Source organism: Sphingomonas sp. CFBP 13706, from assembly GCF_014842355.1.
In the GTDB taxonomy this organism is placed as follows: Bacteria; Pseudomonadota; Alphaproteobacteria; order Sphingomonadales; family Sphingomonadaceae; genus Sphingomonas; species Sphingomonas aerolata.
On record NZ_JACYVM010000030.1, the window covers coordinates 1 to 14,597 of the forward strand.

Genomic DNA, 14,597 nt, shown 5'->3' on the forward strand with positions numbered 1-14,597 from the left:
AGCGGACATCACCGCTCGTGCCGTTTCCCGCAACACGGGTCAGGCCGGACGCGTACGGTAAGAGCAGCGCGAGATTGTATTCGCAAAGAGGGTGCAAGCGCGTTTCTTGTAAATATATCGTTATGGGTTACACTTAATAAGCCAAGTCAATTGTAAAGAAATAAATTACTTGGCTTATACCGCCTCCGTAGTAATAGTGAAGCAATAACAGAAAATAGATGGTCGGCATCTAAAATATAAACATATTGTTTAAACTGTGAACCAATATGTGCACAATACCCACGGTATCTGTATGCCTTCTGCTAAGCATTAAGTAGAGAGCGCTACCGGCAATTCTAATAGCACAGTACCTTGCATCATGGTCGGCCTCGTCTTTGAGATTATTGAGGGTGATGCATCATGGATCACTAAATGATCGCTGGTCAACGGATTCAGACTGGGAATCTGCAGTCTCGTCACGGAACTAGAGCAACTAGTTGACGTGGGTGCAAAGCGTATGGCCTACTGAGAAATCCTTACCCTCATGGGGGAGGGCGTTTGGGAGCGCGCAGTGACTATAGACTCTAGCGAACGTCGTTTGAACGCCATCGTCAATAATAGCATGATGGCGATCTTGCTCATGGATGAACGTCAGCACTGCGCTTTCATGAACAAAGCGGCAGAAGCGTTGACTGGCTACCGTTTGGAAGAGGCAGTTGGCCGTCCCCTGCACGATGTCGTCCATCACCAGCGCCCGGATGGTACACCCTACCCGTTGGCCGAATGTCCAATCGATCGGGCATTTCCCGACCGCGAACGGATGCAAGGCGAGGAGGTATTCGTCCATAAGGAGGGATACTTCTATCCTGTCGCGTTCACCGCATCCCCGATCACGGACGATGACGGTCAACCTGTCGGCACGATCATCGAAGTGCGCGATCTTTCGGCGGAAAAAGCCAGAGAGGCTGCGCTGCGGGAAAGCGAGGGCCGGTTCCGCAATATGGCGGATCATGCTCCGGTGATGATGTGGGTCACCGATGCGACCGGCTATTGCACATATCTTAACCGCCAGTGGTATGAGTTTACCGGGCAGACGATTGAAGAAGCGCACGGATACGGCTGGCTAGAGGCTACTCATTCTGATGATCGGCAGCGTACGGAAGCTGCCTTCGTCGCGGCGAACGCCAAACATCAACCTTTCCGCTTCGAGTACCGTCTCAAGCACGTATCAGGCGCCTACCGCTGGGCGATCGATGCTGCGAGTCCGCGGTTCGGTGACGATGGGGAGTTCCTAGGCTATGTCGGCTCCGTAATCGACATTGACGAACGGCGTGAAGCTGAGGAGCGACTTGGGGTCAGCGAAGAGCAATTGCGGCTTGCTCTAGAGGTTGCCGAAATTGGCCAATGGGACGTGGATCAGGCCACCGGCAGCATGTTCTGGCCACCGCGGGTCAAGGCGATGTTTGGTATCTCTCCGGGCGTTCCGGTCACGTTAGATGATTTTCATAATGGCGTGCATCCGGAGGACCGAGAGAAAACACGCGAGGCTTACGAGTCCGCAAGCGACCCTGATCGCCGCACTCTGTACGACGTAGAATACCGGACCATCGGCAAGGAGGACGGTATTACCCGGTGGGTTGCAGCAAAGGGGCGTGGCCTGTTTGATGGGCAGGGTAATTGCTTTCGGGTGATCGGGACCGCGATCGACATCACGGCCCGAAAGGCAGGCGAAATTCGTCTCCAGCAGCTCAACGATCGCCTTGAACACGAGGTCACCGCACGAACCGCTGAGCGCAACCGAGTATGGGAGATGAGCCGCGATCTGCTCGCCATCATCGGCTTCGATGGTTTCCTGAAGACCATAAATCCGGCGTGGGAAGCAACCCTTGGCCACGATACCAAGACGTTGTTGTCTATACCTTTTCATGAGCAGGTTCACCCTGATGATTACGACGCGGTCCAGAGCATCGTGAAGCGGCTGCTTCACGGCGAGACCGTTGAGCGCTTCGAGAGTAGGGTCGCTCATGCAGATGGGTCGTGGCGCTGGATCTCTTGGACACTCGTGCCGGAAGGCGATGTCTTCTACGCAGTCGGACGCGATGTCACGCCAGAGAAGGCTGCTGCTCACGAACTTGAATACGCGCAGGAAGCACTTCGCCAGAGCCAAAAGATGGAGGCGATGGGCCAGCTTACTGGTGGCGTCGCGCATGACTTCAACAATCTGCTCACGCCGATTCTCGCGGCGCTCGATATGCTTCAGCGGCGAGGTGTCGGCGGCGACCGCGAACAACGGCTGATCGAAGGTGCTATTCAATCGGTCGACCGGGCCGCGACGCTCGTTCAGCGTCTCCTGGCGTTCGCGCGACGGCAGCCGCTGCAATCATCTGCTGTTGACATCGGCAAGCTTGTCGAGGGAATGGCCGACCTTCTTGCCAGCACGACCGGCCCTCAGGTTCGGGTGGTCGTCGACCTGGCAGACGATCTACCGCCTGCCAATGCAGATCCAAACCAGCTAGAAATGGCGCTGCTGAACCTCGGCGTGAATGCGCGCGACGCTATGCCTCAAGGAGGCACGCTTCGGATAACAGCAACTCGCGCCAGCGTCCGCACCCCACGCGGAGCGCTTAAACGCGGGCATTATGTCCGATTGGTAGTCGCCGACACTGGCGTCGGGATGGATCCGGTCACGCTCGCTCGCGCGATCGAGCCATTCTTCTCGACTAAAGGCATCGGCAAGGGCACTGGCCTTGGCCTCTCGATGGCTCACGGACTGGCAGCTCAGCTAGGCGGTGCACTTACTATTTATAGCCAGGAAGATGTTGGGACCAATGTTGAACTTTGGTTGCCGGTCAGTGCCCTTCTTTCTGATGGAAACGAAACGTTTGCGGAGGTTACAGCGATTAACAAGGGGCGCGGCCTTGCACTCCTCGTCGATGATGAAAACGCTGTTCGGGCCAGCACAGCTGATATGCTCGAAGAACTTGGATACGAAGTTCGCGAAGCGAACTGCGCAGAGACTGCTTTGGCGCTTGTTGCGAATGGATTGCTCCCTGACCTATTGGTCTCGGACCATCTTATGCCCGGCATGAGTGGGGTGGAGCTTGCATCAGAGCTCCAAAAAGCGTGGCCCAATTTGCCGGTATTGATCGTCTCTGGTTACGCCGATATTGAGGGTCTTGCTCCGGGCCTGCCTCGATTGGTAAAGCCCTTCCGGAGCGCAGAGCTAGCTGCGAAACTCACGGCACTATAAGGTTGCAGGGATAACAACATTGAACTGCGCCGCTTTGGCCGCCTCTGCCTATCCCGGATACCAAGTATGCCGTTCGCAGCCATTGGAGTAGTGAGAGCTTCGTAAAATGGTAGTTGGCAAGTGTGCGGCGCCGCTCGGATCAACCCACGCAGATGCTCGCCCCCGGGATCGATATTGGCGGTTCGGTGATTCAGAATACGCGAACAGATCAGCTCATCACGTCTCGGCGAGACCGTCGTCTGAGGTTCACCGGACCTCAACCTTCTCGTCCTATTCCAAGGGTATGATCATGCTGCGCAACTTTGCTATCGCCGCTGCGGTTATCGTGGCGGCGCCTGCCCTCGCGCAGGTGCGCGTTACTGTCAACGGCGAGTCATTCGACGTGCCCGCGGGCACAACGCGCGTGATCACCTATTTGCCGAGCGGTAAGCAGCAGATCTCTGATCGGCAGTGGGACGGCCAGATCGGTACCGAAGTTGCCTCCGGGGGCATTGTTATAACCGAGACCGTTGAGGAGGACGGCCACGGTCGCATCCGTTCGCGCAAGGTTGCCACGCAATTTGAACCACAGCGCGTCGCCTACACAAGGCGGATTCCGACCTACCGGCAGGCCATCCATCGCCATCCCGCTTATGAGCCACCGCGCCTCATTCCGGATCTATCTAAACTCTCGGAGAATCAGCCACCGTCGATGCCCGGGGTGATGCGCATCAAGCGTGATGGCCGGAGCGGACACTTTATCGCGAACATTCGCATTAACGGCGTTGCGATCAAGGCAATCATTGATACTGGCGCGACCTACACGCTGCTCACGCCTGAGGCAGCTCATGCGGTCGGCGCGTACCAGTCGATCATCCGCAACGAGCGGGCCGTCGGCATCGGCGGCATGACCACCGTGGCTGTCGCCAAGCTCCGTACGATGGAAGTCGCCGGACAGCAGTTCGGCAGCATGATCGCTCGCATCGGTCAGCGTGGCATTGCCTATACACTTCTCGGCCAGACCGAGATCGCCCGGCTTGGCCGCGTCGTGATCGAAGACGGTGTCATGACCATCATCCCGCAAGGCGCCCAGTAGGCCTTACGCTAACACTACGTCAGGAGGATGCATCTTCGCAAGTGGTTGCCGCATCAACGAAAGTACATTCATACACGCTTTGAAAGGCGACCCGCATTCTGTTCGGGGATCATGAACACCACTGCACACAACCCTCTTTACGATAACATCGGCGATTTGGCAGGCCACCCGTTGGATGGCAGGCAATAACTCAGTCGAGCGGTAGAATATATCATAAGTCAATAAACATGAGACCTTTGTTAAAACTTTAAAACAAAAGTGCTATTGTATGAATTCATTCACAGAAAGATAGTCAATAAAACCGATCTGTATTTAAAAAGAGCAGTATTAATCAAGACTATAACAAGTCCTTGCCAACACATTTTCTGCACGCGCTTTGTGGCGCCGCCTATAAACAAGAGTGGAGACAGCCCTGGAAGACCGCCGAAAAATTAAGGTGGTTAAAAAGCAGAATACGCCGTTGCTCCATTATGGCACAACATTAGACCAGGGCTGTATCATTAACGCTCGAAAAAGAGAGCAATATTCTTATAATCTATACCAAAGTGACGGGCTTTCGCATTTGCCGGACGTTGTCATCAATAGAAAAATAAGTGACGTGATGGACAAACGGGTACTAATTGTTGAAGACAACGAGCTTAACTTGAAACTATTCTGCGACTTATTGCGGGCGCATGAGTTTGTTGTCGAGCCGGTACGTGACGGTCGCGAAGCCCTAATCCGGGTTCGTGAATTTCACCCTGATTTGATTATTATGGACATTCAGATGCCGTACGTCTCCGGCTACGAGCTGATCCGCGAGATCGTGAGTGACAAGAACCTGCAGACAATTCCGATAATGGCCGTGACAGCTTATGCCGGCCCCGACGATGAAGAGCGAATCCGAGCAGCTGGTGCGCAATCTTATATCTCGAAGCCAATAACTCTGGCGCGGTTTCTAGACGGGGTGAACGCGTTGCTTTGACTCTAGAAACTTAGCGATCTTGGAAGTGCAAACCATCGCTCGATGAGTTTAGTCCAGGGTTCGTCGATCAAAGCCGGAAGATGATGGTGACAGCGAATGCGACGGCGGATAAGAAGACTGCTGGACAATTATCCTAGCGGGTCACAACGCAGCACCAGACCTTCAGCCGTCCGAACACGATCTCAATACGGCTGCGGCGCTTGTCGTAGTTAATAAGCTCGAGCCGGGGCTTCCAACCTAGAATGCACGGCTGTATGCTCTTGGCCAGAAGGCAGCCCTGAGCAAGCCAGCGTCGTAGCCGCAACCGCCGTGCAGCCATTGTGCCTTGCGTAAATCGTCCAGTAACGCAGCTGCACCGATGTAGTCGCTGAACTGTCCAGCGGTCATGAATAAAGTGAGCGGACTGCCGTTTACGTCGGTCACGGCGTGGAGCTTCGTGTTCATACCTCCCCTTCGACAAGCTTAGGGCAGGCTTTGGTGAGACCGATCAAGCGCCCAAGATCCCCTTTTTAACCGGCAGGCTCGATGCCGTGCGGTGCGCCTTTAGCGACGTCTTTGGGTCGGCATCAACGGCAGCCAAGCCGTCCATTATGCTATGGAGCACACCCATCTGACCTCACCGTTCCAGCAATTGTAGAGCGTTCTGTGTAGGCCTTAGTTGCTGAACGCATCACGCTAGCTAGGCTCATTGCGGTTCACGAAAACGATACTGCTCAATACCTGCCGGTCGGCAACTTGCGGCTTGCCCTGGCTCCCAAGGAAATGACCGCAGGTGCGCCATCTGCTCGTCCGTCAGCCAGTACAGATCGCATCTCAGGTCTTCTCACGGAGCCTGAGTCAGATCGCGCTTTTTACATTATGGGTCGGAGCCGTCCTTAAATAACATCTTACTCGCTTGGTATTGTGCGAGACGGTCAACGGTATATTTAAGCGCACGGCTTCAAGCCATGGCTACTATCGAAGCGACTTTACAGGGCTCGTACGGAGACAGGACTGTGATCTGGCCGTTAGACCGCCTGTGGGGAAGTAAGACTGGGATCAGAACTCGCCGAAACGCTCATTTCGACTGCGCGTCGTTCGGCCTCTTTGAGCAGCTCGTGCTCTGTCAGAGCTCGGTGATCGATCCACCATTTTGCGTCAGTGATAAGGACACAGATCTGGTAGCCGTCTTTCTGTGTAACCGGCTGGGCAACAAGCTTGCAAAAGCGGCTAGCTCGAAGGGTTGATGCCCATGCGACCTGACGATCGCTGCCAGTGAGCGATGGAAGATCAAGGTGCGCTATGGCTGCACCGTCACGAACCGCCGCTTCCGCTTGTTCAGCCTGTTTGGTTGCAAGAAAGCAGGTAGTGCACTTAGTCGTCTCCAGCCAGCGGGCTTTCCGCTCCTGCTGGCTTGCGAAGCCAGCGAGATAGTGAATTTCCTCATGCCCGCAGGCGTGCGTGATGATCTTGTTCATAAAGCGAAAATGCTCGACAGCCATGTCGAGGCAACGCGTATGAGTCAGGTTGAATCTGGAATGCGGCAAGCCGTTGACGTGTAACGCCTGCCAGTTGGTTAACATTAGGGTTGGCCCATTGTTTCGGCTCGGCCTGGTCAGGCTGCCGTCAAAGGCTGATATTCCGCCGAGCCATTTCCAAGAACGCCAAATCGCCGATCGGCGTGCGAGGCTCGGCTTTGAAGATGTCGGCCAGGTCGAGCAGATCGTTGTCGGCAAGGCCTGTTATGGACGTCTCGATCTTGGCAAGGCGTTCAACGGCGCGATCACCACGATCGGTGATCCGCTTCATTTTTGTCTTAAGCATGCACTCTCCTACCATGCGCGTCTTCGTGCGGGCACCCCACGGAGATGGGGCCGACTTGGCACTACGCTGCCGCGGCATCGTCCGCTTGAAGGAACGAGACGAACAGGTCGGTCGATGACCGCAAATTCCGCGCGCTCGCCGCCAGATCGCTGGCGCTGCCCCGTACCGACGCCGACAATAGGGCGGCAGACCCTGCAGCTTCCGCCACCCCGTCGATCCGGGTGCCGATTTCCTTCGCGGCGCCGACCGCTCGCGCTGCACCCGCATCCACCTCCTGCGCCGTGAAGCGCTGCTCGCCAACTGCGGTCGCGATTCCCGATGCCGCGACTGAGACCTGGCCGATCGCGGTATTGACGCTACGCAGCTTCTCGCCCGTATCTGCCACGCCCTCGCGAATTCCGGTAAGCAGCATGCTGATTCGGTTGCTTGCCTGCTTGGTATCCGCCGACAAGCCCTTTACTTCGCCCGCAACGACCGCGAACCCGCGCCCCGCGTCGCCCGCCCGTGCCGCCTCGATCGTCGCGTTCAGGGCCAGCAAATTGGTCTTGTTCGCCAGCTCTCGGATGTCGTCGAGAATGACTTCGATCTGGACCGCATGATCCTCCAGCATCGCGACCGTCTGCACGCTGCGATGCGCTTCCAGGCTCGCCACCACGGTCAGTTGCGATTGCTGGTCGGCTGCAATCGCGATCGTCCGGATCGATTCCGACAGGTCGCGGATCGATGACGCGACATGCGCGATGTCGCGTGCTGCTCGACCTGCGCCCGATGCGGCGTCAACCGCATCCTGGGTCGCGTCGCCGGTAACGTCCTCGAGCCGAACTGCCGCATGCTCTAGTCGTTCGGTCGCCTGTCCGATGCTCTTCACGACTGACGTCACGGAATGATCGAACTCGTTCGCTAGCACCACCAACTCGCCGCGCCGCTCGCTCGCGACCCGTGCCGCCTGCTCTTCAAGCTGCCGGCGTTCGCGCGTCGCCACCGCCTCCGCTGTGCGCGCCTGAAGCATCGCTTCTTCGGTCTGCCGCTGGCCATCCTCCGCCACTTGGGTCAACTCGCGCGACCGTCGTAACGCCGCACTCTGCGACTGGAACAGCCGCTCGAGCTGGATCGTTAGCACCGTCAATGCGCCAAATTGCAGCCCGACCGCCACGACATGAAAGATCACTCGGCCAAGATTGCCCGAGCCGGTGAACACAAACTCCGGGGCCCACCATTGGAGGGCAAGATGATGGACCGCGGTCAGCACCGTCGCCAGCGCGATCGGTCGCCAGTCCGCTAACATTACCGGTGCCGCCATTCCGACGAAGAAATACATGTGTGCATCCATCTGCCACGGATGCCCCTTGAGCAGGAAGACGAGCATCGCTGGTATCACCGCGGCGAGCGATCCCATTAATGTCCGGGCTTCGGCATCATAGCGCCCGCTGAGCGCCATCGCAGTTGGCCCCGCCGTGATGATGGTGCCAATGACCAGCAGCGGGACACCCGTGCCTGCGCCTAATACGGTGTTACCTATCAGCAGCCCCCCGAACGAAATCCAGCCGATCAACGCCCATGCTTGGACAGCGCGACGCCGCAACCGGTCGAGCGGGTTGAGTCCGGCATCGTGCCCAAATTCCACGGTGGCCCCGAACTTCGCCCTGAGATCCAACCAAGAAAACGCTGGCTTTAGTGAAGTGATGCGGTTCATACTGGCCTCCCAGCGCCGCCATTTGCCCCACAGCCTGCGGGCGGAGCGGCCATGATGACGGTATTCCATGCGACCCGGGGGGCGATGCGGGCCCGATCACCAACGGCGACCAGCGATCCCGGAAACGGCCCGGCCCCGAGCAACGCCGCACCGCCCGCTAACGCGCCCTGCACGATTGCTCCGTCATCTGAACCGAGCGGCACCAGAAGCATCGAGCCCGATGCTGGCGGCCACATCGTCAACGCGATAAGCCCAAACGTTGCAGCGACGATCTGCGCAGGGACCAACATCCGGTTTGGCGGGAATTTCATACGCTAACCTATGCACTGCCCGGTTAATGCAAGGTAAGTTCGCGGTCCATGATTGCGCCCGATCTCGCGTCAATAGAGATCTGAATTTGTGACGCAAGCCGGCAGGCATCGCGGAAGACCGGCCATATTGGATTCGCGTCAACAACAAGCGAATTGGTTTGCGATTGGGCGGTCTTGCTTAGAGTGAGGACCCATTAGTCATAGCAAGAAGATGACGGTAGCCGCGAGCGTGATAGTAGAGAACAAGGCGGTCGGGCAGCGGCCGTAGCGATTGGCCACTCGGCGCCACATCATCAGACGGCCGAACAAGGTCTCGATGCGGTAGCGACACCGGTAGCGGCACTTGTCGTATCTGATTGGCTCGTTGCGCGATCTGCGGTCCGGGATGTAGAGTTGGATGCCCTTGGCTTCCAGGGCGACCCTGAACCAATCGGCGTCATAATTACGGTCGCCAAGCACCCGACGATTGTCGACCCGAGGCTTGCTATGCTCTTAATAAAGAACGGTTGCAGACACGCCATCTGCGTATCTGTCAGCCAGTACAGGTCCCTTATCCACGCTCTCCTCACTTAGCATGAGTCAGATCGCGCCTTTTACATCAATAGGTCCTGACCCTAATGGCGCTAAAAGTATAGGCGCCATGGGCGCGCTTCCATCGGGCAGCGCGATCAGATTGATAATCCGATCGACGGTAATCACTTTCGAAATCAACCGAACACCATCGCAAGAGGCGATAGGCCGCAGCAGGTGAGCTTCGCCTTGAGGGTGGCAGTAGGCTGGATAACTTATTGATCTGAGAAGTCCAATCTGCCTCGCGCTTCGTGCAAGACCGAGGATGGTGGCGGTGTGTGGTCGTAAACCGATGTATGCCGATACAAGACTTTTTGTTCAATAACACGTATCGATCATTAAGACGAGTTAGCGATCTAGGGTCTTTTACCGTTGAGCGCAGTACCGACTGACTCGCTTTAAAACTTATCGATCAACGGCGTTCGTTGCGCGGACCCGAGCTTGCTAAATCTCAAATAAAAACACCCGCCAACCTCGAAAGGTTGGCGGGTGTTTTAAGATAGATGGACACTGGGACCAACTATCAAATGTGCTTAGGCGTATGCGACCTTTGCCTGGCGACGGCGAACACGCATCGATGCACCGATCCCGCCAATACCGAACAACATGATCGCCCAGGTACCTGCCTCGGGAACTGCCGAAGGCTCAAAGGTTGCTGTGCCAGCATAGGACCCGTTGCCACGCGACATGCCGTTCACCACGATCTGATTCGGCGCACCCGAAGCAATAGCCAGGTTGTTGATCTCGAAAAATTCAGCATTACCCACAATGGTCTTCGTCGCTGCGAAGCCATTGATAAACACCGACAGTATGTCGAGGTCGGTAGAGCTCGTCAGCCGCGTGGTGTTCGTGCTCAACGTACCGCTAGCCAGACCGGCCTGATCAATGACGAAATTGAAGGTATCTTGGAATGCGCCCATCCCGATGCCCGAACGACCGAAATCTGCCGAAACGGTACCATTCGTGATGTCACCGCTGACCGTGAACTCCGGATCGCCAGGAGTGTAATCAATTGCGTGAGCCGCTGGGGCCATCGCGAACGCTGATATAAATGCCATAGTCGAACAAAGTAGACGCTTCATGACGGCCTCCTTCACTTTATGCCTAACAAAAGTATAATGGAGGTCATGACGACTCACAAACCGATATATTGCTGAAATTAGCCGTTAGCCCAATGATGTCTATTTTCGGGACAGCTGTGTCTTTTCAATCACAGGCGGCGCTGACTTGAACGCGCCACGATCGCTGATCGTCGGCATGCAGATGGCGGCCGAGGCGATCGATCTGCAGACTTTACGCCGCCTAGTCTCAGCAGGTTTCGCCCAGCGTTGGACGCGCTGAACATGCCAGAGCCACTTAATCGGAGGCAGGCGGTAGGGCTTGGGGCTGTCGTGGGGGCTGGTTGGGCAGTCGGGCAGGTGCTGCGTCGCACGGCTCCAATCGGTCGGGATGTTGGGCCGACCGCCGACCTGATCCTGACCAGTGGAAACTCACCCGAGCAAGGTCCAGCCGATGCGACGCTCCGGCTTGCCGTCTTCACCGATTACCGCTGCCCCGCCTGCCGTCATGCCTTCCACGCTTTGGAAGAGGCGGTGGAACGCGATGGAAAGGTTAGGGTCGTCTATAAGGACTGGCCGATCTTCGGTCCACCGTCCGAACGTGCTGCGAGCATCGCGCTCGCCTGTGCCGAACAGGGGATCTATCCGGCCATTCATCGCCAACTGATGACCGACGGTCGTATCATCGACGACGACATGCTGCGAGACGTCGTTACCAGTGCCGGAGGGGACTGGCAGCGCGCGACGACGTGGCTTGCTTTACATGCAGAAGCCGTCGCCGCGCGCCTACGTGCAAACGGTCAAGAGGCCTATTCGATCGGTCTGACCGGCACCCCGGGCTATCTTGCCGGACGTATGCTGGCGATGGGAGCGATCGAGACAAGTGATTTTAAACGGCTGTTTGCGCGGGCGCGAGCGGACGGCTGATGATCCGGGAGGATGCAAACATGATCGAACGCCCTGTCGGAAGAAACACGTAAGTCGTCACAGGCAGGATCGCCGATCGCGTCTTGAGACGATCAAGAGGCTGTCGTCGGAGGATATCCTTCTGTCGTGCACCAGTCAGTGACGACAGGTCGAACTTCTCAGATACACTCCTAAACCACGTATTTATGTCCGACGTTTTGAGTGACGTAGATCCTTCCGCGACGAGAACGTTTGCCCGGATTTATGACGCGGGGTGTGCAACATGCTCGCCTGGCGGACGTTAATGGCCGTGTCTAAAGTGCACGGCGAACCAAGGAACGGCGCATGGAAGTGAACACTGAGGGCGAAGACACGGGCTCAGAACGACGTGAAATACACTTCCTTGCGGCCCTATTGGACGAGTTGATGCGAAAGATGCTCGCAACCGGCGCTCTGACGCAAGCCGACTTAAACGAAATAGAATCAGCCGCAGCTAAGCGGGTCGGTGGGCAGCCGCGTGCTTGGTAGTTTCCGGCTTTTTCACCACCGCAGTGACGACCTTTGAAAACCGTGACGAGGTATCCCCCATCAGGTTTGTGATTTGACGAAAGCCCGCGCCTGCAGGGAGCTTGCTGGCATAAAGCACACGTTTGTCGCGCAGTCGTAACTGCGACCGCTTTTCTACATATCTGACCGCGTGGTGACAATAATGCAGAGGGAGGCGATGCTCCGCTATCGAGGAAGCCGATGCCGTTAGAGGTTATCGCCTAACGCTGATGACCGCGGTAGTGGCCTTCAGCTATCAAGCTGCTGATTTCAAGCCCAATAAATCACCTTTATTGTTGCCTTGGATTAAGATCTGCAGCAAGCATGGACCAATTAATGACCAAGCTGGAACGGGTTACCGCCCTATCGGACGATGACCGATCAGGCCTGCTCGCGCTTTTCAGCTCCACGCATCATTTCAAAAAAGGCGGAAATATTTTACGTGAAGGTGAACAACCCGAGCATTTGCATGTCTTGATCGACGGATGGGCAGCCCAATGCGTGACTTTAGTGGATGGATCGCGGCAAACCACAGCGTTTCTGATGCCTGGTGATTTCTGCAACGGCGAAACGACGCTTCTAAGGCGGTTGGATCACGGCGTAGTCGCTCTAACGCCGGTGACAATCGGCACTGCAAGGCGCGAACGTCTGATAGCCCTACTGCTTGATCGCCCCAATGTGGCGCGAGCCTTCTGGCAGACGACTCTTGTTGATGCGGCAGTGCTGCGGTCGTGGTTAGTCAATATCGCCCACCGGGATTCATATCGACGCATCGCACATCTGATGTGCGAGCTGCATACCCGTCTCTCATGTCTAGGTCTCGTGAGCGGTTCGACCTGCGTTGTGCCACTTACGCAGCAACAACTGGGCAATGCCCTTGGACTTACGCCGGTTCACGTCAACCGAATGCTTAGGCGGCTTCGGGATGAAGGGTTAATGGAGTTTCGGAAGCGTACCTTGACGCTGCATAATGTCGCAGAGTTACAAGAGGTAGCCAACTTTGATTCCGGTTATCTCCATATTAAGCTAGACTAGCGAAAGACAAATAGGCGGTCTATAGTATCAATTTAATATAAGTTAATATCGATGCATCATCACAGTATGACCGCGATGACCGCGCGCTGACGCGCGAGCGCGAAATGGTTGGGCTTGCTGCGGCAAAGCGTCGCGGACGCCAAAATGGCCACCCGCTGACGATCGATACCGAAACCCTCGAACGGATTACAGCCGCACTGGACGGTGAGGCTAGTAAGGCGTCTGTCTGTCGGACGTTTAAGGTACCTCGCTTGACGCTAGTCGGCACTCTAGCCCGGATCAGCTGGACCGCACCAGCGAAGACCTGATCCGGTCGCATCAAGCAGTCTGTCGGAAGAGCACAACGCTATCGCGAATAGGCTGTGCTGCGTCGCTTATCCTAAATGATATGCTGTAATCACGGCACCAAACGACGCGCAGATCGTGCCTCGTTATATGCGGAGCGTCCCAAGATGGACCATTAAACGGTAATTTCTTAAGCTCTCAGCGGATCACCTCCTCGTTACATATCTATTTAACTTGATAATCGGAGCGATAGAACCTATTTGCATGCATCCCTACAAAGATTCAGAGATTATAATGAACGATAATATCAATGCGGTCGAGTTGGCCGCTGAACTGACCGCTGCGTGGTTGGCCAATCCTAACACCCGCACAAATGCGGAGGATGTACCTGCACTTTTGCGGTCAATGCATGCCGCTGTCGCTCAACTGTCAGGCGCAGCTACTTCAGTAGCCCCGGAAGAAGCTGCTCAAGCTTATGAGCCTGCTGTCACGGTGCGTAAGTCGCTGGCGTCGCCCGATCACATCATCTCTTTGATCGACGGCAAGCCATACAGGACATTACGCCGCCATCTGGCGAGCAATGGCCTTACGCCTGAGGAATATCGAGCACGCTACAACCTGAAGGCTGATTATCCCATGGTTGCACCTTCGTACTCGGAAGCACGGCGGACCATGGCAAAGTTGATAGGTTTGGGGCGTAAGCCTGGTCAGACAGCCGAAAAGGCTACTGCTGATTCCCCCAAGCCTCCCCGCAAACCTCGCGCAACGAAGGTCACCGAGGAGGCATAAGCGAAACGGGGAGGCTAGCACTCCCCGTTTCCGTTCCGGCTTCGCTAAGTATCGCGACGGAGCGTTTAAACATTCAAGGCCAATGGTGGCTTGTTTCGCGTCGTAAAAGAAGTGGGTTTCGGACGTCAGCGTCGCGACAACATCCATGTTCACGATGGCATCGACGAAGCCGAGTTCGTCTCAACCCGTGAAAAACGCGACGCATCGCTCCCACTACCCGACCTGATGCTCACCGCGCTTCAGGTGAACATACGTGGCGGCCGACTGCCAGATGCCGACGAATGTGGGACGGCGTTTCTCAAAGTGCCTTTGAACCGGTTTGGGCCTGCTGTC

10 protein-coding genes and 3 pseudogenes are annotated in these 14,597 nt (G+C 56.3%); 7 read left to right on the plus strand and 6 right to left on the minus strand.

Annotation, left to right across the window (positions count from 1 at the left end; translation table 11 throughout):
- Positions 1-523 precede the first annotated feature (523 nt).
- The 3 genes from IFS44_RS20970 to IFS44_RS20980 all read left to right on the plus strand — a co-directional run bounded on the left by IFS44_RS20970 (position 524) and on the right by IFS44_RS20980 (position 5,268).
- Positions 524-3,229 (plus strand): PAS domain-containing hybrid sensor histidine kinase/response regulator, encoded by a 2,706-nt coding sequence (locus IFS44_RS20970; RefSeq protein WP_274604260.1) that lies wholly within the window; start codon positions 524-526, stop codon positions 3,227-3,229.
- 283 nt (positions 3,230-3,512) lie between these two features.
- Positions 3,513-4,304, plus strand: coding sequence for a retropepsin-like aspartic protease family protein (locus IFS44_RS20975; RefSeq protein ID WP_206757893.1), 792 nt, complete (start codon positions 3,513-3,515; stop codon positions 4,302-4,304).
- Positions 4,305-4,905: 601 nt separating this feature from the next.
- A complete protein-coding gene (locus tag IFS44_RS20980; RefSeq protein WP_192003209.1) occupies positions 4,906-5,268 on the plus strand; it encodes a response regulator in 363 nt (120 codons plus the stop codon).
- A 67-nt stretch (positions 5,269-5,335) separates the two neighbouring features.
- On the opposite strand, the pseudogene IFS44_RS20985 reads toward IFS44_RS20980, so the two are convergent.
- The 6 genes and pseudogenes from IFS44_RS20985 to IFS44_RS21010 all read right to left on the minus strand — a co-directional run bounded on the left by IFS44_RS20985 (position 5,336) and on the right by IFS44_RS21010 (position 10,727).
- Positions 5,336-6,049 (minus strand): annotated as a pseudogene (locus IFS44_RS20985) (IS5 family transposase).
- Positions 6,050-6,275: 226 nt separating this feature from the next.
- Entirely contained in the window at positions 6,276-6,830 is a 555-nt protein-coding gene (locus IFS44_RS20990; RefSeq protein WP_192099985.1) for a hypothetical protein, read from the minus strand.
- A gap of 43 nt (positions 6,831-6,873) precedes the next feature.
- On the minus strand, positions 6,874-7,071 hold the full coding sequence (locus IFS44_RS20995; protein ID WP_056678493.1) for a hypothetical protein: 198 nt from the start codon (positions 7,069-7,071) through the stop codon (positions 6,874-6,876).
- Between the two features lie 61 nt (positions 7,072-7,132).
- Positions 7,133-8,695: a methyl-accepting chemotaxis protein gene (locus IFS44_RS21000; protein WP_342366529.1), complete on the minus strand. Its 1,563-nt coding sequence runs from the start codon at positions 8,693-8,695 to the stop codon at positions 7,133-7,135.
- 578 nt (positions 8,696-9,273) lie between these two features.
- A pseudogene (locus tag IFS44_RS21005) lies at positions 9,274-9,534 on the minus strand (transposase); the annotation flags it as partial.
- A gap of 644 nt (positions 9,535-10,178) precedes the next feature.
- Positions 10,179-10,727: an FxDxF family PEP-CTERM protein gene (locus tag IFS44_RS21010; protein ID WP_192099990.1), complete on the minus strand. Its 549-nt coding sequence runs from the start codon at positions 10,725-10,727 to the stop codon at positions 10,179-10,181.
- 336 nt (positions 10,728-11,063) lie between these two features.
- Here IFS44_RS21010 and IFS44_RS21015 point away from each other — a divergent pair, with 336 nt between their 5' ends.
- The 4 genes and pseudogenes from IFS44_RS21015 to IFS44_RS21030 all read left to right on the plus strand — a co-directional run.
- Positions 11,064-11,630, plus strand: coding sequence for a DsbA family protein (locus tag IFS44_RS21015; RefSeq protein WP_342366530.1), 567 nt, complete (start codon positions 11,064-11,066; stop codon positions 11,628-11,630).
- 861 nt (positions 11,631-12,491) lie between these two features.
- A complete protein-coding gene (locus IFS44_RS21020) occupies positions 12,492-13,190 on the plus strand; it encodes a Crp/Fnr family transcriptional regulator (RefSeq protein WP_192099992.1) in 699 nt (232 codons plus the stop codon).
- 579 nt (positions 13,191-13,769) lie between these two features.
- On the plus strand, positions 13,770-14,264 hold the full coding sequence (locus tag IFS44_RS21025; protein ID WP_192099994.1) for a MucR family transcriptional regulator: 495 nt from the start codon (positions 13,770-13,772) through the stop codon (positions 14,262-14,264).
- Between the two features lie 90 nt (positions 14,265-14,354).
- Positions 14,355-14,597 (plus strand): annotated as a pseudogene (locus tag IFS44_RS21030) (MBL fold metallo-hydrolase); the annotation flags it as partial.